This is a genomic window from Brevibacillus sp. 1238 (assembly GCF_029892995.1).
In the GTDB taxonomy this organism is placed as follows: domain Bacteria; phylum Bacillota; class Bacilli; order Brevibacillales; family Brevibacillaceae; genus Brevibacillus; species Brevibacillus parabrevis.
The window spans coordinates 323,377-345,454 of the sequence record NZ_JARXWC010000003.1 but is presented as its reverse complement, the minus strand read 5'-3'; the positions used below and the strand labels follow the sequence as shown (position 1 = coordinate 345,454).

23 protein-coding genes are annotated in these 22,078 nt (G+C 50.7%); all 23 read right to left on the bottom strand.

What is annotated here, in order from left to right; all coding sequences use genetic code 11:
* Positions 1-27 precede the first annotated feature (27 nt).
* On the bottom strand, positions 28-1,683 hold the full coding sequence (locus M2298_RS09280; protein ID WP_173596483.1) for a fibronectin type III domain-containing protein: 1,656 nt from the start codon (positions 1,681-1,683) through the stop codon (positions 28-30).
* Positions 1,684-1,927: 244 nt separating this feature from the next.
* Entirely contained in the window at positions 1,928-2,119 is a 192-nt protein-coding gene (locus M2298_RS09275) for a hypothetical protein (RefSeq protein ID WP_122965176.1), read from the bottom strand.
* Positions 2,120-2,260: 141 nt separating this feature from the next.
* Entirely contained in the window at positions 2,261-3,034 is a 774-nt protein-coding gene (locus M2298_RS09270) for a nucleotidyltransferase domain-containing protein (RefSeq protein ID WP_280648458.1), read from the bottom strand.
* Positions 3,035-3,127: 93 nt separating this feature from the next.
* Positions 3,128-4,483, bottom strand: a complete 1,356-nt coding sequence (locus M2298_RS09265; RefSeq protein WP_173598886.1) for an Ig-like domain-containing protein — start codon at positions 4,481-4,483, stop codon at positions 3,128-3,130.
* 340 nt (positions 4,484-4,823) lie between these two features.
* On the bottom strand, positions 4,824-5,201 hold the full coding sequence (locus M2298_RS09260; protein WP_122965173.1) for a YraN family protein: 378 nt from the start codon (positions 5,199-5,201) through the stop codon (positions 4,824-4,826).
* On the bottom strand, positions 5,198-5,488 hold the full coding sequence (locus M2298_RS09255) for an EscU/YscU/HrcU family type III secretion system export apparatus switch protein (RefSeq protein WP_122965172.1): 291 nt from the start codon (positions 5,486-5,488) through the stop codon (positions 5,198-5,200). The genes M2298_RS09260 and M2298_RS09255 overlap by 4 nt, the downstream gene beginning before the upstream one ends.
* Positions 5,485-7,416: a hypothetical protein gene (locus tag M2298_RS09250; protein ID WP_280648457.1), complete on the bottom strand. Its 1,932-nt coding sequence runs from the start codon at positions 7,414-7,416 to the stop codon at positions 5,485-5,487. Before M2298_RS09250 ends, M2298_RS09255 begins: the two co-directional genes overlap by 4 nt.
* A 35-nt stretch (positions 7,417-7,451) precedes the next feature.
* On the bottom strand, positions 7,452-8,228 hold the full coding sequence (locus tag M2298_RS09245) for a ribonuclease HII (protein ID WP_280648456.1): 777 nt from the start codon (positions 8,226-8,228) through the stop codon (positions 7,452-7,454).
* Between the two features lie 67 nt (positions 8,229-8,295).
* Entirely contained in the window at positions 8,296-9,195 is a 900-nt protein-coding gene (ylqF, locus tag M2298_RS09240; RefSeq protein ID WP_063227664.1) for a ribosome biogenesis GTPase YlqF, read from the bottom strand.
* Positions 9,196-9,224: 29 nt separating this feature from the next.
* Positions 9,225-9,788, bottom strand: a complete 564-nt coding sequence (lepB, locus tag M2298_RS09235; RefSeq protein ID WP_217021355.1) for a signal peptidase I — start codon at positions 9,786-9,788, stop codon at positions 9,225-9,227.
* Between the two features lie 91 nt (positions 9,789-9,879).
* Positions 9,880-10,227 (bottom strand): 50S ribosomal protein L19, encoded by a 348-nt coding sequence (gene rplS, locus M2298_RS09230; protein ID WP_049738740.1) that lies wholly within the window; start codon positions 10,225-10,227, stop codon positions 9,880-9,882.
* A 159-nt stretch (positions 10,228-10,386) separates the two neighbouring features.
* A complete protein-coding gene (trmD, locus tag M2298_RS09225) occupies positions 10,387-11,145 on the bottom strand; it encodes a tRNA (guanosine(37)-N1)-methyltransferase TrmD (protein WP_280648455.1) in 759 nt (252 codons plus the stop codon).
* A 12-nt stretch (positions 11,146-11,157) separates the two neighbouring features.
* Complete coding sequence (gene rimM, locus M2298_RS09220) at positions 11,158-11,676, bottom strand: ribosome maturation factor RimM (RefSeq protein ID WP_063227667.1); 519 nt, start codon at positions 11,674-11,676, stop codon at positions 11,158-11,160.
* A gap of 14 nt (positions 11,677-11,690) precedes the next feature.
* Entirely contained in the window at positions 11,691-12,119 is a 429-nt protein-coding gene (locus M2298_RS09215) for a YlqD family protein (protein WP_063227668.1), read from the bottom strand.
* 101 nt (positions 12,120-12,220) lie between these two features.
* Positions 12,221-12,448: a KH domain-containing protein gene (locus M2298_RS09210; protein WP_005834320.1), complete on the bottom strand. Its 228-nt coding sequence runs from the start codon at positions 12,446-12,448 to the stop codon at positions 12,221-12,223.
* 23 nt (positions 12,449-12,471) lie between these two features.
* Positions 12,472-12,744 (bottom strand): 30S ribosomal protein S16, encoded by a 273-nt coding sequence (rpsP, locus tag M2298_RS09205; RefSeq protein WP_005834322.1) that lies wholly within the window; start codon positions 12,742-12,744, stop codon positions 12,472-12,474.
* A gap of 113 nt (positions 12,745-12,857) precedes the next feature.
* Entirely contained in the window at positions 12,858-14,273 is a 1,416-nt protein-coding gene (gene ffh, locus M2298_RS09200; RefSeq protein ID WP_063227669.1) for a signal recognition particle protein, read from the bottom strand.
* Between the two features lie 10 nt (positions 14,274-14,283).
* Positions 14,284-14,622: a putative DNA-binding protein gene (locus tag M2298_RS09195; protein WP_063227670.1), complete on the bottom strand. Its 339-nt coding sequence runs from the start codon at positions 14,620-14,622 to the stop codon at positions 14,284-14,286.
* Between the two features lie 145 nt (positions 14,623-14,767).
* Positions 14,768-15,775: a signal recognition particle-docking protein FtsY gene (ftsY, locus tag M2298_RS09190; protein WP_122965167.1), complete on the bottom strand. Its 1,008-nt coding sequence runs from the start codon at positions 15,773-15,775 to the stop codon at positions 14,768-14,770.
* A gap of 70 nt (positions 15,776-15,845) precedes the next feature.
* Positions 15,846-19,418, bottom strand: coding sequence for a chromosome segregation protein SMC (gene smc, locus M2298_RS09185; protein WP_217021365.1), 3,573 nt, complete (start codon positions 19,416-19,418; stop codon positions 15,846-15,848).
* Positions 19,419-19,696: 278 nt separating this feature from the next.
* Entirely contained in the window at positions 19,697-20,383 is a 687-nt protein-coding gene (gene rnc, locus M2298_RS09180) for a ribonuclease III (RefSeq protein ID WP_269747568.1), read from the bottom strand.
* Positions 20,384-20,437: 54 nt separating this feature from the next.
* Positions 20,438-21,679 (bottom strand): beta-ketoacyl-ACP synthase II, encoded by a 1,242-nt coding sequence (gene fabF, locus M2298_RS09175; protein WP_063227674.1) that lies wholly within the window; start codon positions 21,677-21,679, stop codon positions 20,438-20,440.
* A gap of 132 nt (positions 21,680-21,811) precedes the next feature.
* On the bottom strand, positions 21,812-22,045 hold the full coding sequence (gene acpP / locus M2298_RS09170) for an acyl carrier protein (RefSeq protein WP_005834336.1): 234 nt from the start codon (positions 22,043-22,045) through the stop codon (positions 21,812-21,814).
* Positions 22,046-22,078: the final 33 nt, after the last annotated feature.

Genomic DNA, 22,078 nt, shown 5'->3' with positions numbered 1-22,078 from the left:
GATCATTAATCCGGGGAGGGCCTATTTTTATTTACTATACTGTTTCACTTCGAAGGACTGAATTTTACTGAAGGCAATGTATTCCTTTATGCTTGTGAATGGACCCATATTGAAATTCTTTGTAAAAATGTATGCTCTGTTTCCGTTTCTATCAGCCTGATCCTCAAACCAACTAATGAAATCATTTACTTGGTTGATAGTGAGGTCATATTCCTTGATGTTGCCATCTAACATGGTAATGACGAGGAGAGCTCGGTCACCTGTTGGATGTGGGTCTGTTCCATCTTTCGGTGTCAGAGCTACTTCATTTGAATTTCCACTTTCTCCGTCTTTGTTGACTAAGGTCACTACATAATAATAAGTGGTTCCGTTTGTAACTGCTGTATCTGTATAATCTTTCGAGGTTAGATTGTTGGCAATGGTCGTATAGGGACCACCTGGAGTTGTAGAGCGTTTGAGATTATAGCTGTCTGCTCCGCTAACAGAAGACCAGGAAAGATTGTTTTTAAGATTTCCGGCAGTTCCTGTCAAAGTTGGAGTATCCGGAAGAACAATGTCTTCTTGTGGCGTTAATGCAACCTCATTAGAGTTGCCACTTTCACCATCTCCATTCACAGCAGATACCACATAGTAGTAGGTAGTTCCATTTGTAACTCCTGTATCCGTATATGTTGTATCCGTGAGATTAGTGCTTATCGTATTGTAAGGTCCTCCGGCTGTCGTTGCACGTTTCAGATTGTAGATCGTTGCTCCGTTGGCTGCATTCCAAGATACGATGTTTTTAGCATTGCCTGCTGTACCAGTTAAATTACTCGGTATGCCTGGAAGAGTAGGAGTGGAGATTTTCGCCATCATTTCTATATTCATAATATCTACAAATGTCTTATTCAGAAAAGTTTCCGTAATATACAATCTATATTTTTTATATTCATTGTCATTAGAAAATGCAAATGATTGTTTTGTAAGGTTTGAACTCCAATCATCTGTGCTTTTTGAAACAGAATCTAAATCTACCCAATTTTGTCCATCCCATCCTTGGAAAATCCAACTTTTAGGTCTCCCTACAGTATAACGTAATTGAATGGTGTACGTACTAATTTTTTTAGGTGTTGTAAATTCGTATGAAATCCATTGTGGCATAGGTTGACCATTAACACTTTGCCACCCACTACTTAATTCTCTATCAAATGCATAAAAGCCATGAGCAGTTACAGCACCATTATCTCTACTATAGGTTGAACTTACCTCTACTTTTCCTTCTGGTGTAGATTCGGAAGTCATTTTAGGAATTAAATTGTCCGTATATTGATCTTCAGCGAATGCAAGATTCTGCCCAGTAAAGAATAGGGCAAAAGCAAAAACAAAAGTTAGAAACTTAGTAACCAATTTCATAAGTCCCTCCAAAATTATAAAAAGAGTAAGTACATAGGCCCAAATACTAATAGTTACTATAACGGAGAAAAAAGGAAAAAACAAAACAAATAATGCATAATGTAGGATATATTGGTAATATCCACTAAAAAATTTGTGAAATTCTTGTAAAACTTGCAGCTGATTAACAAAAGACTCCCATTTTATGGAGGAATGTCTTGTTTGTTGCATGTTCTCCACTGCTCGGCACACCAAGCTTTCATGATCAGACACGGTTCGTTTGACCCATATTTGCTGTAGGGTTTCTTCCATGCTGAATCGATCCTCTCCTGAATGATGATTAATTCATTGTGACAGACTCTGTTTTTCAGGAACAGGTGGGGTAGATTTGACGCTTACTTGGAAGGCACGAGGAGCCGTGCTCACGTGAGGAAACTTGAAACAGACCAAAAAAAGACCTGCCCCTGATCGGCAAGTCTTTTTGGCTAACCCATAATTGCAAATTCGATTCATTACCGTTGGAACGCATCGGCGCTGCGAGGGCTGACCGCGCCTCTCAGGAAAGCTCTTTTTTCATGTTGGCAATCAGCTTGTCCGCGTTGTTCTCGTCGTTGTCAAACATCACGAGATCGTGCAGCACAATGCCGTCCACGTTTTGAATCGCTTGCGACATCGAGTCGGCAAGCTGTTGCATATCGATTTTTTCCGCTTTCTCCACGTCCAATACAAGTACAAGCTTTTTCTTCATGTGAAAATCCTCACTTTACGATAAAAATGATAGTAGCGCCAAGAACGTATATACAACGGCATTATACCAAATAAATGGCGGAGTATCGACAGCGACAATGGATGGAACGTGCTGTTCCCCTGACGTCATTGGACGTTCTCACTACGTTTGCCAAGCTGTTTGCAAATAGCGCCGAAACACACTATCGAGCACAGGCGTATAGTCTTGCTGACAGTCTGTAAACTCCTTGGCATCTTTCGTCAGTCTCTCCAGGCTGTCCTCAATATACTCGTGAATGACGTCGATTCGCGGTTCCATCCGAAGCTCATCTCCCGCCATTTTTCTGCGCAATAACTCATCGATTTCCCGCTTCAAGGCCGAATCGCTCACCATCTCGGATACCAACTGTTGAAACAGGAGCGGCGGATTCGTTTTGTTTTGTTTGATCCATTCGCAAGCGAGGAGCGGACGCAGCACATAAAAATATTTTTTACTTTTTACATGATCGCCTTGCAAATCTTTTCGGTAATTCCCGCTCGCCATGCTCAAGTAATGGTGCATGGCTGTCTTCGGTGAAAACAAATCGCTGCTCAGACGAATAAGCTCATCACGGAAACCGAGGTCATCCTGATAAACGATTTCGGAAGCGAGCCATTCTTGCAGCGCCGGATTCGATTTGCGAAACAGCTTGAGCGCTTTTCGAATGTCCCAGCCGTTTATATCCAAGACTTCATCAATCGGCAGCTCCAGAACATCTCGTTTGTCGTCGATCGATAAATACCACTCCGGCCTGTGAATATAGACAAAGCGCACGTCATAGTCGCTATCCTGCGACGGGAAACCCCAGGCCCGGCTCCCGGACTCGACAGCAAACAATATTTTCAGCGCATGTTCTCTTTCCATCTCCGCCAGCTTTTGCTGGATGACTTCCTTCATCGTCCTTCCCCCCTACTGCTCTTCATTTAGATATGATGATGCAAAAAGCCCGCTGAATCGTCAAGCTTTGATCCAGCGAGCTTTTTTTGGCTGTTATTTTACAGTTACTTTAATTTCAACTTCTTCGCCTTTGTACGAAGCAGTAATGGTTGCTGTTCCTTTTGCTTTCGCTGTTACTTTTCCGCTATTGGATACAGTAGCTACCGAAGACTTGGAAGTGCTCCAGCTAGCTTTCGAACCAACGAGCTTTTTGCCGTCATATTTCAGCGTAATCGTTTCTTTGTCGCCTTTTTTCAGGCTCAAGCTGGTGTCGTCTGCCTCCAGCAAATCGCTGCCGCTTTTTGTGCCAACAGTAACCTCGATTTTCACTTCTTCGCCTTTGTAGCTCGCAGTGATAGTCGCTGTTCCTTTGTTTTTAGCAGTGATCGTGCCATCATCATCAACAGAAGCTACAGAGGATTTGGAAGATTTCCACTCAGCTTTGTTTCCTTTGATTTTTTCGCCGTCATAGCGGAGAGTAATGGTTTCCTCTTCGCCTTTTTTCATTTTGAGCTTGGTTTCGCTAGCTTCCAGGTCGCCAGACTCGTCACCACTGTCAACTTTTACTTCAATCTCGATTTTATAGCCCTTGTATTCTGCTGTAACCGTTGCTGTTCCTTTGCCTTTGGCTGTGATTACGCCATCGTCGTCAACCGTAGCTACAGAGGTCTTGGAAGACTTCCATTCCGCTTTGGAGCCAGCCAGCTTTTCATCCTCATAAGTAAGCTTGATCGATTGACGCTCGCCTTTTTTCAATGAAATTTTGGACTCGCTGGCTTCCAGCTTGCCAGATTGATTCGCCGTTACTTTTACGCTAATGTCGACGCTTTTTCCTTTATAGGTGGCAGTGATGACTGTCGTTCCGCTTGCTTTTGCGGTAACAACGCCTCTTTTTACGGTTGCCACAGATTCGTTGGAAGAAGACCAGCTTGCATCGATTCCGTCAATGGTTTTGTTGTTGTATTTTAAAGTGATGGTTTGTTGTTGTCCTTTACGAATGCTGACAGATGAGCTGGAAGCATCCAATGTTGGCTCTTTGGATACCGACGCACGGATACGAATGGATTCGCCATTGTATCGTCCTGTAATGATAACCGTTCCTTCTTTGTAGCCGGACACGATGCCATTATGGACTGTCGCAAGCTTGCTGTTCGAAGTTGTCCAAGCAACAAGCGCTCCGTCCAGTGGTTGTCCATTGTAAGTCAGCTTCAGCTTGTATGGTTGACCGATAGTCACTTCTGCATAATACGAGCTTGCCTCAAAGCCTTTTTCCGATGCTTTTGCCACATAGCTGCTGTTCACAGCTTGCGGAGCCGATACTTGTGCGGAAGCGATGCCTGTCACAGACAGCTGAACCGTAAAAATGGTCGCTACAGCGAGAGAAATGTTTTTCATTGTTTTCATTTTCATCTTTTTACCCTCCACTTTGTTTCCTTCATCAAATAAGACGCACGAGTTGGAAAAATGTCACATCAAAATCATACGTTTTTTAGAAAAACATTTGTTTTTCAAAAAAACTTTTCTTTGACGAGGGGTCTGTGGAGAAGTCGTTGCTCCCTATATGTATCGGCACATTTTCGATGAGCCATTTGCCCGCGAAAAGAAAAAATGCCTTCCAGCCTATGCCTGGAAGGCGAATGATGATGCTTGGAGGAGTTTCATCGCGTCGAGTACAGTACATAGTACGCTGGCAATGCAACGGTTGCTGTAGACATATCCCCATAAAACAAGGTGGCCCGGAGCCCGTTTTTTAAAAGGCATTCATAAAATGCTCAATTACCGGCTCTGACGGCTCGCTTCGGTCGTTGCCGCCAGGGTGAAAAATGGCGACGACATCAAAGCGGAAAGAAGCGATCGGCTGCTGCTGGGCCTGTATGTACGCCATCGCCAGCTGTCGCAGCTTTTGCTTCTTTTTCCACGTCACGGACTCAGCCGCAGTTCCAAAGGCCCAGCTGCTCCGCGTGCGCACCTCTACAAAGACGAGCGTCTTGTCGTCTTGGACAATCAGGTCGATCTCGCCTTGTTTCGTCCGGGTATTTTGCTCGACGATCCGATACCCTTTTTGCGCCAGATAACGCATCGCCAGCTGCTCGCCTTTTTGTCCGAGAAGCCTGCGGCGATCGCTCATCCTTTTGCGCCTCCCTTGTCAAGCCGATACACAAAGGCTAGAATCTCCGCTACAACCTGATACAGCTCGGGAGGGATTTGCTGATCGAGATCAAGCTTTCCCAGCACTTCTACCAGGGAAGGGTCCTCCTGGATCGGGATGTCGTTCTCTTTGGCTGTTTTCAGGATGTTTTCGGCAACGAAGCCCTTTCCTTTTGCCACTACTTTAGGCGCTTCCATTACACCTGCCTGGTATTTGAGAGCGACGGCCTGTTTCCGTTTGTTTTCATGGTTGGGGGATTGGTTCATACGCGCACATCCATCCCTCTGTAGTCGGCAAATAGGGTCCCTTTCGCCTGACTGCTTCCTGCTGGCTTGCTTTGCCTGTCAGGAACAGGCTGGATTCGCATGGCGGACAGGTGATAGCCTACATCGTTCAACTGTTGGGCAAACCGATCCTTTGTGCCTTGAGCCAGTGCCTCCAGCCAAGGGGAGTCATTGAAGATTTGCAGGTTCACAATCCGATTGACGATCCCGACGTCAATCATCGTCGTTCCCATACCTTTCAGCTCCAGGTGGAAAAACAGTCGGCAATTTTCCGGGTCCAGCTTTCCACTTCCCTGCTTCTTCGATTCGATTTGGACAAAAGCGGTCTCCTCCCCTTCTGCCTGGCGAATCGGAATTTGCAGCACGATCTGGGACAGTGCCTGGTTGCTTGGCTGAACCATCATCAGTTGTTGTCCGGTTACTTGTTGCAGCAATTGATCAGCTGCCTCGCGAAGCGCAGCGGGCACTGACTGTGCGGGAGCCTGGTTGATCTGCAAAAGCAACGATTTCACTGTCTCGATCTGCTTGTGCGTCCCTGCATCTGTCTGCTGTTGGCCCAGTGCCTGACCCATCAGCCCGCGTTCGTGGTTAATCCCGAGGTGTCGGAACAGTTCCACGAGCGGATTGGAGGATGATGCACCGGATGCATTTGCCGCCACGGCTGGCTGGACAAGCGCAGAGGTCGACTGACCGCTTGCCGTCGCAACGGCTTGCTTGTCAACAGGAGAAAGCCCGGCCGTTTGTCCCGGATTCGCCGCTTGTACATGTGGCGCACCAGACATCTGACTGTTGCCAGTCGCTCCAGCCAGTGCCGTGCCTCCAGTGTTCGGCGTTCCCGGCTGTACGGATGGGGCTACAGCAGCAGTCGTTTGTCGAACAGCAGGAGAACCGTCGGGAGCAACCGTCTTCTCCCCTGCCACGAGAGCTTGCGTAGCACCGGGCAAATTGGTTTGGGCAACGGCACGATCAGCCCCTTGCCCTGTCAAAGCTTGTCCTGTCGCTGTATTCAGTGCGCCTGCAGCTGGAGCAGAGCCGCCAGTGGGCGCTTTTGTCTGCGGATTCGCGATAATGGTCTGTGGCGCATTTTGACTGGCATTGCTTCCGGCAGCCTGCTGTCCGCCCTGACTTGCTACTCCACCCTGCGTCACTGGTTTGGAGCCAGTCCCAGCCTCTCCGTTCTCTCCAGCTGCTACCAGCAAAGGCAGCGCCGTCAGCTTTTCCTTCAACTGGCTGACCACTTGACGAATATCCGCACTCGTCACTCCTGCTGAGTGAGCCTGCCCCATAGGAGCCGTCTGGCCCGGCAGTTTGTGCTCGCCACTTGCCTCCTCGCCCAAAAACATCGCGGCTTGCTGCAAGAAATTTTGGATCGTCTGCCCCAGCGGTTTGCCGGACATAAAAGCCTTCAAACCCGCAACCGAATCTGGTGTGAGCGGCAAATTTCGTTTCATTGCCAAAAGAAACGCATCTACTGTACTGTCATCCATCCCGATGCGCTGCGTCACTTGCGAAAATGCCTGAACGACTTCCTTGGTGACAGGCAAATTGGCATTTACCAGCGCTTGGACAATCGCTTTGCTCTCTTTTGTCTCCGTAATCCCGAGCGACCGCATCAAGTTCTCCAGAGAAGCTTCCTTGCCAGGTGCCTCGACAGGCGTATCCAGTACCTTCAAGGTTACGACTCCTGTCGAAGGCTGTACTTGCAGCCATGCCTTTTGACCCGCTTCGAGATTCGCTTCCAGCTTTGCCTGGACCTGCATTCCACCGATCTGAACCAGCGCCATTTGATCGGGATAATGCTTGACGACGGTTCCTTTGAATACTTGTCCTGGCGTCAGCTCCACCGGCTTGACTGTGGCGGAAGGAGTCTTTTGCACAAGGGATGATATAAGTTGCGACGGGGAAAACATACACTTCTCCTCCTCTGGAAAGCGCTCGGTAGTCGTTAGGCGTGCTCTTTCACCCCGGTAAATGTCACGCGGTGAAGAGGGGTTGGCCCGTATGTAGCAATCGCAGCCAAATGCTCCGCTGTGCCGTAGCCGGCATTTTTGTCGAAGCCATACTGCGGATACTGTTTGGCGTATTCCGCCATCATTCTGTCTCTGGTCACTTTCGCCACGATGGAGGCTGCTGCAATCGAGACGCTTTTCGCATCTCCGCCAATGATCGGAATTTGCTTGCACGCGACATCATTCAGTTGTACAGCATCGATCAACAGCACGTCAGCAGGTACTCCGGCATCCTCGATTGCGGCCTTCATCGCTTCCTTCGTAGCGGCCAAAATATTGATGGCATCAATGCGGGCGGCATCGACAATACCGATTCCGACCGCAACGGCATCCCGCATGATCACTTCGTAAAAAGCTTCGCGCGCAGCTACCGGAACTTTTTTGGAATCGTTCAAGCCTGGCAAATAAAAATCGGGCGGCAAGCAAACGCAGCTTGCGACTACAGGTCCTGCCAGCGGCCCTCTGCCCACCTCATCCACTCCAAACACGTGTGAATATCCTTTTTCGTGCAGCGCACGCTCGTATGCCGTCATCTCTGTCCACATTTGCGCGAGCTTGGCCCGACGCGCCATCGCCGCTTCTGCCTGCTTGGCCAGCGCCTGAACACCTGCCCGTTTATCTGCTTGTAAACATTGTAAAAAATCATTGGATATCTCGTCCAACTTTTCGATCGCCATTCGTATTTCTTTTATCGACATATCTGCCAGGTTCATTGACTCATTTCTCCTTCTTACGAAAAAAACCGTCTATCATCTATGGATAGACAGGTTTTCGTGTACGTCAATCGTGATCCGTCAGTGACAGCGGCTTTCCGATCGGCTCGTCCATCTCCCAATCGATCGGACGTTCCACGGAAATCGGGCCGAGCTTCCCTGAGCGCAGCTCTCGCAAAAAGATTTCGGCTGCTTTATCGTAGTCGATGTTGCCGCCAGAGATAAGGCAACCGCGTTTTTTTCCGACTTCCTCCAGCATGGAGACGCGGTCTTCCGGCAGTTCCTTCAGCTTGAAGCGCTCAAGCAAACGCTCTGGATAATAATGCATCATATAGGCGATGACGAACAGAGCCACTTCTGTGAAGTCGATCAGCTCGTCCTTGATCGCGCCACTTGCTGCCAACCGCAGTCCGACCATCTGATCTTCGAACTTGGGCCACAAAATTCCCGGTGTATCGAGAAGTTCCAGCGTGTCGCCCATCTTCACCCACTGCTGCGCCTTCGTGACAGCCGGACGATCGCCGGTCGCCGCTACAGAACGCTTGGACAGTCGGTTGATCAACGAAGATTTTCCTACGTTGGGGATTCCTAAAATCATGATGCGAATCGCGCGTCCCTGCATGCCGCGTTCACTGCGCTTCGCCAGCATCTCGGCCGCCAGCTCCTTGCACAGCTCTGGCAGCTTGTTCACGCCTTTTCCGCTCAAAGCGTCGATCGGCAACGTGCGAATGCCTTGCTTGCGGAAGTAAGAAATCCATTCGTCTGTAGCTTTTTCATCCGCCAAATCGGCCTTGTTCAGCAAAATCAATCGCGGCTTGTCACTGACAATCTCATCAATCATCGGATTCCGACTGGAAAGAGGCAGCCGCGCATCCAGAAGCTCGATAACCACATCAATCAATTTCAGCTTTTCCGTAACTTGCCGGCGAGCCTTCGCCATATGCCCGGGAAACCATTGGATCGTCATGTTGTCTCACCTACCTTGAAGCTATGCTTTTATCTCGTCATGCGAATACTTGCGAACGGCCAAAACGTAAACTCCGCTCTGCCCACTACCGTGCTGACAGCGACAGGACCAATCGCCCTGCTGTCATGGCTGTTGAGCCGATTGTCGCCCATCACAAAAATGTGCCCCGCAGGTATCGCGACAGGGGGAAAATCGTTTGTGAAAAACGGCTCGCCCTGTTGTTTCGCTTGTTCTTTATGTTGTGCAAGATATGGTTCTTCAACCAATTTGCCGTTTATGTACAGCTGATCGCCTTTCACTTCGACGGTATCGCCCGCTACAGCGATGACGCGTTTGATGTAATCGCGCGTCTTCTCTGCATGAAACACGATAATATCTCCCGGCTTCGGCTCTTGCAAATAGTAGATGGCCTTGTTTACGACCAGTTTCTCGCTGTTATGTAACGTCGTTTCCATGGACTCGCCCTCGACAATAAACGGAGCGAACAAAAAGGTACGAATGAGAAAGGCGAGAATCAAGGCAATGCCGAGCGCCTTCGTCCATTCCCATAGCTCATTTTTCTTCGTGCGACTGGAGGCTACTTCTTCGCTCATCACTTACGCCCTCCCAAGATAGCTCGTCCAACCCTGTAAATGGAAAAAAGAGGCCTGGCAAGCAGACCAGTCCCCTTTTTAAGCGTTTCGCTTATCGACGAATTTCTTTAATACGAGCTGCTTTACCTACGCGATCGCGCAGATAGTACAGTTTCGCACGACGTACTTTACCATGACGCACGATTTCGATCTTGTCGATCTTAGGCGTGTGTACTGGGAACGTACGCTCAACACCTACGCCGTAAGAAATCTTACGAGCAGTAAATGTTTCGCTGACACCTGTACCGCGACGGCGAATAACTACGCCTTCGAACAGCTGAATACGCTCACGCTGACCCTCGATAACCTTAACGTGTACACGAACAGTGTCACCAGGTCGGAACGCAGGAATATCCTGTTTCAATTGCTCTTTTTCCAATTCACGGATAACTTGGTTCATTTAAATTCCCTCCTTCCGATAGACGTTCTTACTCGTCTTGCCAAATGGTCTCGGTCATCCAGTGGAGCCGAGTCACGAGTAGCGGACCGCCTTAGTCAGCGGGCAAAATTGCCACAAGAAGTATATTAACACAGTAGGCGCTAAACTACAAGGCCCGTTCTAACTTTTTTCCTCTGCGCTTTTCTCCTGCCTCTGTTCCTGCTCCAGTTCGGCCAAAAGCTTTTTCATTTCACCAGTCAGCTCAAGCTTCGAAAGCAAGTCGGGTCGGCGCGCCTTCGTTCTGCGCAGTGATTCCTTCAAGCGCCAGCGCTCGATGTTGGCGTGATGACCGGACAGCAATATATCTGGCACCTTCCAGCCGCGAAACTCGGCTGGCCGCGTGTAGTGCGGATATTCGAGCAGCCCGGTGGAAAACGAATCCTCGACAGCAGACGTCTGGTTGCCGAGAGCGCCCGGCTGCAAGCGAACGACACTGTCGATCACCACCATTGCTGCCAGCTCGCCGCCTGTCAGCACATAATCGCCAATCGAAATCTCATCCGTGACCAGATGCTCGCGAATGCGTTCATCATATCCTTCGTAATGACCGCAAATGAACACAAGATGCTCCTCCTGCGCCAGCTCCTCAGCGAGGCTCTGGTTGTACGTCACACCTTGCGGGCACATGAGGATGACGCGCGGCTTCTTGCCCCCTGGCAGAGCCTCTACCGCCCGAAACAACGGCTCAGGCTTGAGCACCATTCCCCCGCCGCCGCCGTACGGCGTATCGTCGACTGTACCGTGCTTGCTCTCGGAAAAATCGCGAAAGTTGGTGACCTGAAAGTCAACCAGTTCCTTCTCGCGAGCTTTTCCCAAAATGCTGCTGGACAAGACGCCCGCAAACATTTCGGGAAACAGCGTAAAAATGTCGATCCGCATCCGAAGTACCTCCTACAACAAGCCTTCCATCAGATGGCAGACCACGCGTTTGTTTGCAATGTCCACTTCTTTGATGCACTCATCGATAAACGGCAGCAAAATCTCGCCACGCTGCCCTTTTACGACCCACACATCGTTGGCTCCCGGCTGCATCACATCGACGATTTTGCCGAGCGCTTCCCCTTCGTCCGTGACAACCTCGCAACCGATCAGCTGATGGATGTAAAACTCGTCATCTTCCAGCTCCATCAAAGCTTCTTCCGGGATCTTCAGCTCTCCGCCCTTGTATTTTTCGATATCGTTAATGTGGGAATAGCCTTGGAAACTCAAAATCTCAAAGTCTTTATGGGCGCGACGGGTCTCGATTTTCAGTTTCAACGGCGCAGAGAGAGAGGCATGGAACAAAAACAGCTCGTTTCCTTTGCGAAACCGTTGATCAGGGAAATCAGTTGTTGAGGTGACACGTACTTCTCCCTTGAGCCCGTGCGTATTGACCAGCTTGCCCACCGTATAAAACTTTTGGTTGCTCACCGTATCCACTCCTTCTATTCTTCAGCCCGATGGCCTGGCGTCCGCCGAATTTCATGCACACGTCCGTCTTTTATCATGATTTCCGTTCCTGCCATGATTTCATCCCAAATATCGCCTTCCTGAATGGTAACAGGACTTTCCACGGTCTGATAGTCCATCTCGCTTCCCTCGGGAAGGCTCTCGGCCTGTTGCAGGGAAAAAGAGATTTGGGCGATTTTTTCCTTGCGTCGCCGCTCTTCCTGGGCGATCTTTTGTTGCGCGAGCGCATATGTATCCGCAGACTTTTTCTTCGCCTCGGCCAATATTTTTTTCGATTGAAATTGCCATTGCTCCCATTCGTCTCGCTGCTTGCGCAGTTGTCTGCTGTACTTGTCGATCAACACAGCACGGGAAGCTTCTGTCATAATGAGTTTGACTTGTACCGACCGAAAAATCGTGAGCATGCCCTGCCACTCCTTTCGACGTATCAGTCCACCATCTCGATTCAAACATCTCGCTATTCTTATTCAACCAAAAAAGACTGGGAAAGCTCCCAGCCTTTTTCTCAGACAATCTCAACCGTGACACGCTTGTCCGTTTCCACGGATGCCGCCATCACGACAGTGCGCAGGGCTTTAGCGATCCGTCCTTGCTTGCCGATAATCTTCCCCATATCATCCGGGTGCACCGACAATTCAAAGACGAGAGTGCGCTCTTTGTCCACTGCATTCACACGAACCTCATTCGGATGATCGACGAGAGCTTTAGCGATCGTTTCGACCAGCGCTTTCATCATCAGACCTCCAGATGACCGACTTATTTGCCGTATTTGGTTTCGTGTACTTTTGCGAGCACGCCTTCTTTGGAGAGAAGGTTACGAACGGTATCAGTTGGAGCTGCACCATTCAGGATCCATTGTACCGCTTTTTCGGTATCAATTTTCACCACTGCCGGTTGAGCAACCGGGTTGTAGTAACCGATTTCTTCAATGAAACGGCCATCGCGAGGGGAACGGGAGTCAGCTACTACTACACGGTAGAAAGGAGCTTTCTTGGAACCCATGCGTTTCAGACGAATTTTAACTGCCATGTTGTGTCACCTCCTGTATGGATCAACGCAAGATGAACATCTGCGTTGGTGCTACTATATCTGAACCATCGCGCTGTCTGACAAGTCAGCGGCGCGAAGAGATCATGCAATGCTTACTTGAACGGTGGTTTGAAATTGAAGGGGAAGTTCATGCCGCCTTGGTTGTTTCCTCCGCCCTTGCCCATGAACGGTAGTCCGAAGCCGCCTTTTTTCTTCGACTTCTTGACCATTTTGTCTGCGGCACCAGAGAATTGCTTCATCATCTTCTTCATTTCCTCGAATTGTTTGATGAACCGATTCACTTCCTGAATGCTTGTGCCGCTGCCGTTTGCAATGCGCTTGCGGCGGTTGGCGTTCAACAGATCAGGATTGGCGCGCTCCGCTTTGGTCATGGATTTGGCGATTGCTTCCACGCGGGCAATCTGCTTCTCGTCCACGTTCATTTTGCCTTTCATCTTGTTCATTCCTGGCAACATGCCGAGAATGTCTTCGAAAGGCCCCAAGTTGCGTAACTGCTGCATGGAATCCAAGAACATGTCGAAGGTAAATTCCCCTTGACGCATCTGGCGCTCCATGTCGCGCGCTTTCTCTTCATCCACAGATGCTTGCGCCTTTTCGATCAGGCTGAGCACATCGCCCATTCCCAAAATGCGGGAAGCCATGCGATCCGGATGGAACGGTTCGAGCGCATCCAGCTTTTCACCCATCGCCGCAAACTTGATCGGCTTTCCAGTGACAGCTTTGACGGACAGTGCCGCACCGCCTCGGGTATCACCGTCGAGCTTGGTGAGAACCACGCCAGTCAGTTCGAGCTGGCTGTTGAAGCTCTCCGCTACATTGACGGCATCTTGACCTGTCATCGAGTCCACGACGAGCAAAATCTCATCGGGCTTGGCAACTTCGCGAATTTGCTTCAACTCATCCATCAGCGCTTCATCGATGTGCAGGCGACCTGCCGTATCGAGAATCACGACATCCAGATGGTTTGTTTTCGCATGTTCGATCGCTTGCCGGGCGATATCAACAGGACTGACTTGATCTCCGAGAGAGAAGACGGGAACATTCAACTGCTCCCCCAAAACTTGCAGCTGCTTGATCGCAGCCGGACGGTAAATGTCCGCTGCCACCAGAAGCGGCTTCTTGTTTTGCTTTTGCAAATACTTGGCCAGCTTACCAGTTGTGGTCGTTTTCCCTGCCCCTTGCAAACCTGCCATCATGATGACAGTCGGCGGGCGGTGCGCCATCGTCAATTGAGCGACATTGCCACCCATCAGGGCGACCAGCTCTTCATTCACGATTTTGATAACCATTTGACCTGGTGTCAGGCTTTTCATGACTTCCTGGCCGACTGCGCGCTCTTTGACGCGAGCGACGAAGTCTTTTACTACTTTGAAGTTAACATCTGCTTCCAGCAGGGCAAGGCGAACTTCCCGCATTGCTTCGTTGACGACTGTTTCGTCAATTTTTCCTCTGCCGCGCAGTTTGTCAAATGCGTTTTGCAGCCGATTGGCCAAGCTTTCAAACGCCATGCGAGCCCTCCTAATCCATCTCTGACAGTTGGTGGAGCAAAGTATTCAGCTCGTCTCTTGTCTCGCTCTCTGCAAGCCCATTTACAAGCTCATTCATTCGTGCCAGCACTTCCATCCGCTTCTCGTGGCGATGTGCCAGATTAAGCTTCTGGTCGTATTCGAACAACTGCTTTTCCGCCCGCTTGATGTGGTCGTAAACAGCTTGTCGACTGACCTCGTGCATTTCCGCGATTTCTCCGAGCGACAAGTCATCCAGATAATACAGCTCCAGATATTCTCGCTGCTTGCCTTTGAGTAACGGTGCATAAAAGTCAAACAAGAGATTGACTTGATTGGTCTTTTCTAACATGAAACCAATCCTTTGCTGTGAGGTACTCGTTTCGAAACTGTAAAGGCTTTTTCTTTACAGCACGTAGATTATAGTACCTAATTCCACACCTAGTGTCAAGCATTTTTGTTGACATCTTTTTTTGACGTTCCAGACATTTATGATATTACGCGTTTTCTTGCTCTTCGGCTTCATCTTTTTGAATCAATCCGGCAAACAAGGCGTGTACAAACTGTTCCGGATCGAATGCTTGCAAGTCATCCATCTTCTCGCCCAGACCGACGTATTTGACCGGGATGTTCAGCTCGTTGCGGATCGCGATGACGATACCGCCCTTCGCCGTTCCGTCAAGCTTGGTCAGAACGAGTCCGGTCACTCCGGCAGACTGCCCGAATGTTTTCGCCTGGGACAGCGCGTTTTGGCCTGTCGTCGCGTCGAGGACGAGCAAGACTTCGTGCGGAGCGCCTGGCAGTTCGCGCTGCAAAACGCGGTGCACCTTCGCCAGTTCTTCCATAAGATTGACTTTGTTTTGCAGACGTCCAGCCGTATCGCACAAAAGCACATCGACTTTGCGCGATTTGGCAGCCTGGATCGCATCGTAGATGACGGCAGCCGGATCGGAGCCTTGCTGTTGCTTGATGACGTCGACACCGACGCGCTCTCCCCATACTTCCAGCTGCTCGATCGCTGCCGCCCGGAACGTATCGCCTGCTGCGAGCAGCACGTTTTTCCCTTGCTGCTTGAACATGTGCGCCATTTTTCCGATGGTCGTGGTTTTGCCCACGCCGTTAACGCCGACAAACAGCACAACGTTCAGACGTCCGTCCTCGATGTTGAGAGAGCTGTCTGCTGCTTCGTCGTTTTTCAACAAGTTGACGAGCTTCTCGGAAAGGATCGGTTGCAGGTCCAGGGCGTTTTCGATTTTTTGTTTACGCACTTCCGACCGCAAATCGTCGATCAGCTCCATTACGGTGTTGACCCCGACATCGGACGTGATCAAGATTTCTTCCAGTTCATCAAAGAAATCGTCGTCGATTTTTTTGTAGCGGCGGACGAGGTCCTCCACTTTTTCCACCAGCAAATCTCTCGTTTTCGCCAATCCGTCGGTAAACTTTTGCGTTACCTCTTCGGATTTTTGCACGATCGCGTCACGAAGGCGCTTGAAAAAACTCATGATCATCTTCCTTTGCGGCTATTGTTTTCTCATCCATATTGCGCTTGGGCGCAAGAAATGTCACGCCCCGTTACGAGGCCGACTCCACGAATTTGTCGCTGTCCTCCAGCTTGACGGAAACCAGCTTGGACACGCCGCCTTCCTGCATCGTGATTCCGTACAGGACGTCAGCGCTCTCCATCGTGCCTTTGCGGTGTGTCACGCAAATAAACTGCGTCTGGCGGCTGAAATGCTGCATGTACTCGGCAAATCGGTTGACATTGGCTTCATCCAGCGCGGCTTCCACTTCGTCCAGTACGCAAAATGGCACAGGTTTGACACGCAGGATGGCAAACAACAGAGCCATCGCCGTCAGCGCGCGCTCGCCCCCGGAGAGCAGAGCCAGATTTTGCAGCTTTTTGCCCGGCGGCTGCGCTACGATGTCGATCCCCGTTTCGAGCAGGTTGTCCGGGTTGGACAGAAGCAAGTCGGCGCGACCTCCGCCGAACAATTGCACGAACACATCGCGGAACTGCTCGGAAATCGCTTCAAACGTCTCCTTGAAGCGGCGCGACATCTCCGCGTCCATCTCCTGAATCACCTGGTAGAGCATATCTTTTGCTTCATTCAAATCGGCTTCCTGGGCGCTCAAAAACTGCTGGCGCTCCGAGAGACGCTCGTACTCCTCGATGGCTCCGAGGTTTACGGTGCCGAGCGCAGCGATTTGCTTTTTGATTTTGGCGACGATTTGCGTTTCCTCTTGCAAGTCTCCGCGTGGCGGGTATTTCTGCTTCGCCAGATCGTAGCTCATTTCGTATTCTTCGGAGAGTTTATTCAACAGATGGTCGAGTTCCACCTCACCCCGGTTGACTTTCACTTCTTCCTGGTGAAGCTTCTCTTCCAGACTTTTGACTTCTCTGCGAATTTCTTTTACATGTACTTCAACCTGCTCTTGTTTGTGGAAAAGGGTCGCCCGCTCGTTGCGCCGCTCGGAAATCAGCCCGGCTACCCGCTCTTTGTCCTGGCGCAATTCCGCGATGCGCTGGTCCAGTTCCAGTCCAGACGATTCATTCGTCTGTTCCAGCTCGTCTAGAGCAGCCAGATTCGCATTTTGCTCCTCCCACTCGCGCTGAAGCAAGCTTTTTTGTTCCAACAAGCGCTCCGTTTGCTCCAGTCGGGATTGATGCTCCTGCTTCACCTGGGCGTTCAATACTTTGAGGCTGGTAATTTTCTGGTTCATCTCTTCTTTTGATTCCAGCTGCTCCTGACGCTTGGCTTCCGCCTCGGCAATCAGCGCATTCAGCTGCTGTTCCTCTTGTTCCAGCACAACGAGGGAGGCTTGCAATTGTTCCTGCTTCTCGGAAGCTTCTTCTCTTTCCCGCTGGTAAGCGGCGATGTCCTGCTCAACCAGCTTGGCCCGCTCGCCCAGCGAACGCCCTTCTGCTTCCGCCTGCTGCAACAGACCTTTGACTTCCTGCTCCTTCAACCGCAAGGCTTCCCCTTCCGAGCGAAGCGTTTCTTGCTCTTCTTCCATACGGCCAAGCTCACTGGTCAGTTGCTCCATTAGCGTAGTATGTCCAGAAATTGCCTCTTCGATTTCACGCATCTGCGCTTCCAGCTCATCTGCCTGCCGATTGCGGCCGAGAAGGTTGGTGCTGTTTTTCTTCAGCGCTCCCCCTGTCATCGAACCGCCTGCGTTGACAATATCCCCTTCGAGCGTAACGACGCGATACCGATAGCCGAGTGTGCGAGCGACACGGTTGGCCTGCTCCAATTTTTCCGTAATGATGACATTGCCGAGCATGCTCTCCAAAATCGGGCGGTACGTTTCCTCAAACGAAACAAGCTCGCTGGCGATCCCGACAACGCCGCTTTCTTTTGCCAGCTGCTGCTTATCTTGTGCCTGCAAGGTGCGCGGCCGAATGACATCCAGCGGCAAAAAGGTTGCACGGCCTGCATTGTGCTGCTTCAAATAAGCAATCGCTGCGCGCCCGGCTGCCTCGTCGTCCACGACGACATTTTGCAATGCCCCGCCGAGCGCAACTTCAATAGCTGTCTCGTATTGCTGCGGCACGACAACCAGCTCGGCTACCGCACCGTGGATTCCTTTGAAGCCTCGCTCACGGGCTTTGAGAATTTCTTTTACCCCTTGCTGGAATCCGGCAAATTCGGACTGCATTTCCTTGATCAGATCGAGTCGCGACTTGGCCGCTTCCCTGCGCTGTTCGGACTGGCGAAGCTCCCGGCGAACCTGCTCCATCCGGGCTTGTCCGTCGCGCAGACCGTCCAGCAATTGCTTGTACCTCGCCACCGTATCTTGTATCGTTTGCTCGATTTTGGCCAACTGCTCTTGCAACTCGGCGATTTTGACCTGACGCTGCACTTCTTCGAGATCCAACTGCTCTTTTCCAGACAGCTGACGGTCGACACGCGCCTGGGAAGTTTGCACCAATTGCTGCTGGTGGCGAATTTCGTTGCGCAGGTTCGCCATTTCGTTGAGCTTTTCAAAATAGTCGCCTTTCAAGCGCTCCACGTCATCCGTCAACGACTGCACCATGGCGAAAAACTGGCCTTCGGCTTCCTGCAAAGCGGCATGGGCCTCTGTCATGCGCTGCTCCGCTTCCTGCACGCGCTGCTTTTCTTCCGCAAGCTCTGCTTCGAGCGCATGCTGCTTTTCCGTCAGCTTGTGCATTTGCTCCATCGTCTGCTGGCGATTGGCACTCAAGTTGCGCATCCGCTCGCGCAATACTTCGCGCTGGCCTTCTACTTTTTCGGTTTCCTCGCTCACGGTCAAAAGAACTTGCTGCAACTCCTCAATCGACTGGTCGATTTGCGTGACAGAAAAGCGGGCTTGCTCCAAATCCGCTTCGTGCTTGCTCGCTTCCGTCGTTTGCGTAATCAGTTGCTCGCGCAGTTCCTGCACACGCTGCGAGGCAGCCTCCCACTTCGTATGGGCCGCCTCGATTTGTTGCACGTACAGAGCCACTTCATGTTCGACCAGCTTGCGGTGCAGCTCCTTGTAGGTTTTCGCCGTCTCGGCCTGCTCCTGCAGCGGTCCAATCTGCTCCGTGATCTCGCTGACGATATCGTGGATGCGAATCAGGTTTTGCTCGGTGTCGTCCAGCTTCTTCTCGGCCTCTCGCTTGCGGGTCTTGTACTTGACGATTCCCGCTGCCTCTTCAAAAATTCCCCGGCGATCTTCCGATTTGGTACTGAGGATTTCTTCGATTTTTCCCTGACCGATAATGGAATACGCTTCTTTTCCCAGACCCGTATCCATAAACAGCTCCATAATATCTTTCAAGCGGCACGATCGGTTGTTTATGTAATACTCACTGTCGCCAGAGCGGTACACTCTGCGCGTAACGGAAACCTCCGAATATTCCACATCAAGCGAGCGATCGGTATTATCCAAGGTTAATGTCACTTCAGCAAAATTCACTGGCTTGCGCTTGTCGCTGCCCGCGAAAATGATATCTTCCATCTTCGCCCCGCGCAGCGATTTGGCGCTTTGTTCCCCGAGCACCCAGCGAATCGAGTCGGAAACGTTGCTTTTGCCGCTTCCGTTCGGGCCGACTACTGCTGTCACTCCCGGTACGAACTCCAATTCCGTCCTGTCGGCAAAAGATTTGAATCCTGCCAGCTCCAGACGTTTCAAATACATACGTACGATCCTCCTTACCAAACCCCACCCTGTTTGCTCGCCACCTGCTGTTATTTGCCGAGTCCGGCAAAACACGCGGCCCAGATTGGATGGGTACCCGAAAAGAGCCCCTGCATGAGACAGGAGCTACTCCACTGCGAGGTTTCTTGGGTCTTTCCCCGTTAAGTGTATCATAGAAAGCCGTCATCACGCAGTATTTTCCCAGCTTTTCCAAGTCGGAACAAAGAAAGCTACACCACCTGCCTTTCGCAGATGATGCAGCTCCCTTTTCCGAGCTTTTATTTATCCCCCAGCTTTACCAATGCCCGCGCGGCGGCCTGCTGTTCCGCTTCCTTTTTGGAGCGGCCCGAGCCGATGCCAAGCGAACGATTGTTCAAAAGCACCTCAGATACGAACTCTCGATTGTGAGCTGGTCCTTTTTCTTCTACAATGCGATACTGGATGTCTCCCAGATTGTCCTGTTGAACAAATTCCTGCAACTGGCTCTTGAAGTCTGTAACCTGGGCAAACTCTCCCTTGTCGATTCTCGGATAAACGTATTTTTCCATAAAAGAAAACACGGCATCCAGGCCCTGATCCAAATAGAGGGCGCCAACAAAAGCTTCAAATACGTCCGCTAGCAAGGCAGGTCGCTGACGGCCGCCCGTCAGCTCTTCCCCTTTTCCCAGCAAAACGAGATCGCCAAAATTCAGTAGCTCAGCAAATTTAACCAGAGAAGGCTCACAGACAATCGCTGCCCGCAGTTTTGTCATCTCTCCCTCGCTCATCTTGGGAAAAGTTTTGTACAAAAACTGGGAAACCGTCAATTCGAGCACCGCATCTCCCAAAAATTCCAGCCGTTCATTGTCTGATATCCGTTTGCCGCGTTGCTCGTTCACGTAGGAAGAATGGGTGAATGCCTGCCGCAGAACGCTTTCATCATGAAAGCGAAAGCCGATCTTCTCTTGCAGCTGCGCAAAATTCATCACCCTCACCACCATTCCAGGAGACTGCCTACTTTTTCTCTCAGTAGGGCTCATTTATGCTTCGTATCGCTTCAGGATCACCGTAGCATTATGACCGCCGAATCCAAATGTATTGGACACAGCCACATGGACGGTCGCCTTGCGCGCATGGTTAGGAACATAGTCGAGATCACATTCCGGATCAGGATTTTCCAGATTGATGGTAGGAGGAAGCACCTGATCGCGCAGAGCGAAAGCAGTCGCGATCGCTTCAATACCGCCTGTGGCGCCGAGCAAATGGCCTGTCATCGACTTGGTGGAGCTGACAGCCAGCTTGTAAGCGTGTTCGCCAAAGACGTCTTTGATCGCCTGCGTTTCTGCGATATCCCCTTGGTCAGTGGAAGTTCCGTGTGCGTTGATATAGCCTACTTCTGTCGGGTCGATTCCCGCGTCACGCAGGGCGTTTTTCATGCAGCGCGCAGCCCCTTCTCCCCCTGGAGATGGAGAAGTGATGTGATGGGCGTCAGCACTCATGCCATAGCCGATCACTTCGGCGATGATGTTCGCGCCGCGCTTTTTCGCATGCTCGAGTTCTTCCAGGATCAGGACGCCTGCCCCTTCTCCCATGACAAAACCATCGCGATCCTTGTCAAAAGGACGGGATGCTTTTTGCGGCTCGTCGTTGCGCGTGGACATCGCTTTTGCGGAACAAAAGCCGGCAAACGCCATCGGGCGAACGGTCGCTTCCGCTCCACCTGCGATCATCACATCGGCATGATCAAACTGGATCAAACGCAGAGCGTCGCCGATTGCGTTCGTCCCCGTTGCACATGCGGTAATCGCACTGGATGTTGGCCCTTTTGCACCGTATTGGATCGATACTGCTCCAGACGCCATGTTCGCAATCAGCATCGGAATAAAGAACGGACTCACGCGGCGCGGTCCTTTTTCCAACAGCACGGAATGCTGCTCTTCCCATGTAGACAGCCCGCCAATACCGGACCCGATGTATACACCCACTCGTTCCGCATTTTCTGGCGTGATTTCCAGTTTCGCATCCTCTACCGCCATTTTGGCAGCAGCCAATCCAAACTGAACGAATCGGTCTGTACGTCGTATTTCTTTTTTGTCCATATACAGCTCGGGATTGAAGTCTTTTACTTCTCCCGCAATCTGTGTCGGATAATCAGTAGCGTCAAAAGCAGTCAGGCGGTCAATGCCTGATTTTCCTTCCAGCAAACTGTTCCAGAAGGTCTGCGCGTCATTTCCCACCGGAGAAATAACACCGACGCCCGTAATCACCACTCTTCGTTTCATTGCGATCACCTCTATATGAAAGTCAGCAGTCAGCCTGTTACTTACACTTCATGCCCAACATAGCTTCCCCGTATGTATTCTCTGCAATTGAAGGAGAAGTCCCGTATGGTACGGGACTTCCAACTGATGGATCTACTTGTGAGATTCTATGTATTTAACAACCTCACCAACAGAAGTGATCTTTTCAGCATCTTCGTCAGAAATCTCTAAATCAAACTCGTCTTCGAGTTCCATTACGAGTTCCACTACATCCAGGGAGTCAGCGCCCAGGTCTTCTTTGAAAGAAGCTTCCAAAGTAATCTTGGACTCATCTACACCCAGACGATCGACGATGATTTTCTTCACGCGTTCCAATGTATCTGCCATCTTGCTTCACCCCCTCTCCCGTATTATAGTGGA

What these genes read in the sequence shown, in the direction of transcription:
- fabF (WP_063227674.1), bottom strand. Translation starts at nt 21,679, where the DNA reads ATGAAACGAAGAGTGGTGATTACGGGCGTCGGTGTTATTTCTCCGGTG.
- rpsP (WP_005834322.1), bottom strand. Translation starts at nt 12,744, where the DNA reads ATGGCAGTTAAAATTCGTCTGAAACGCATGGGTTCCAAGAAAGCTCCT.
- M2298_RS09265 (WP_173598886.1), bottom strand. Translation starts at nt 4,483, where the DNA reads ATGAAAATGAAAACAATGAAAAACATTTCTCTCGCTGTAGCGACCATT.
- rplS (WP_049738740.1), bottom strand. Translation starts at nt 10,227, where the DNA reads ATGAACCAAGTTATCCGTGAATTGGAAAAAGAGCAATTGAAACAGGAT.
- M2298_RS09215 (WP_063227668.1), bottom strand. Translation starts at nt 12,119, where the DNA reads ATGCTCACGATTTTTCGGTCGGTACAAGTCAAACTCATTATGACAGAA.
- M2298_RS09270 (WP_280648458.1), bottom strand. Translation starts at nt 3,034, where the DNA reads ATGAAGGAAGTCATCCAGCAAAAGCTGGCGGAGATGGAAAGAGAACAT.
- lepB (WP_217021355.1), bottom strand. Translation starts at nt 9,788, where the DNA reads ATGAGCGAAGAAGTAGCCTCCAGTCGCACGAAGAAAAATGAGCTATGG.
- ftsY (WP_122965167.1), bottom strand. Translation starts at nt 15,775, where the DNA reads ATGAGTTTTTTCAAGCGCCTTCGTGACGCGATCGTGCAAAAATCCGAA.
- M2298_RS09250 (WP_280648457.1), bottom strand. Translation starts at nt 7,416, where the DNA reads ATGTTTTCCCCGTCGCAACTTATATCATCCCTTGTGCAAAAGACTCCT.
- M2298_RS09260 (WP_122965173.1), bottom strand. Translation starts at nt 5,201, where the DNA reads ATGAGCGATCGCCGCAGGCTTCTCGGACAAAAAGGCGAGCAGCTGGCG.
- trmD (WP_280648455.1), bottom strand. Translation starts at nt 11,145, where the DNA reads ATGCGGATCGACATTTTTACGCTGTTTCCCGAAATGTTTGCGGGCGTC.
- M2298_RS09245 (WP_280648456.1), bottom strand. Translation starts at nt 8,228, where the DNA reads ATGAACCTGGCAGATATGTCGATAAAAGAAATACGAATGGCGATCGAA.
- M2298_RS09255 (WP_122965172.1), bottom strand. Translation starts at nt 5,488, where the DNA reads ATGAACCAATCCCCCAACCATGAAAACAAACGGAAACAGGCCGTCGCT.
- ylqF (WP_063227664.1), bottom strand. Translation starts at nt 9,195, where the DNA reads ATGACGATCCAATGGTTTCCCGGGCATATGGCGAAGGCTCGCCGGCAA.
- M2298_RS09195 (WP_063227670.1), bottom strand. Translation starts at nt 14,622, where the DNA reads ATGTTAGAAAAGACCAATCAAGTCAATCTCTTGTTTGACTTTTATGCA.
- M2298_RS09210 (WP_005834320.1), bottom strand. Translation starts at nt 12,448, where the DNA reads ATGAAAGCGCTGGTCGAAACGATCGCTAAAGCTCTCGTCGATCATCCG.
- M2298_RS09280 (WP_173596483.1), bottom strand. Translation starts at nt 1,683, where the DNA reads ATGGAAGAAACCCTACAGCAAATATGGGTCAAACGAACCGTGTCTGAT.
- M2298_RS09275 (WP_122965176.1), bottom strand. Translation starts at nt 2,119, where the DNA reads ATGAAGAAAAAGCTTGTACTTGTATTGGACGTGGAGAAAGCGGAAAAA.
- rnc (WP_269747568.1), bottom strand. Translation starts at nt 20,383, where the DNA reads ATGAATTTTGCGCAGCTGCAAGAGAAGATCGGCTTTCGCTTTCATGAT.
- smc (WP_217021365.1), bottom strand. Translation starts at nt 19,418, where the DNA reads ATGTATTTGAAACGTCTGGAGCTGGCAGGATTCAAATCTTTTGCCGAC.
- ffh (WP_063227669.1), bottom strand. Translation starts at nt 14,273, where the DNA reads ATGGCGTTTGAAAGCTTGGCCAATCGGCTGCAAAACGCATTTGACAAA.
- acpP (WP_005834336.1), bottom strand. Translation starts at nt 22,045, where the DNA reads ATGGCAGATACATTGGAACGCGTGAAGAAAATCATCGTCGATCGTCTG.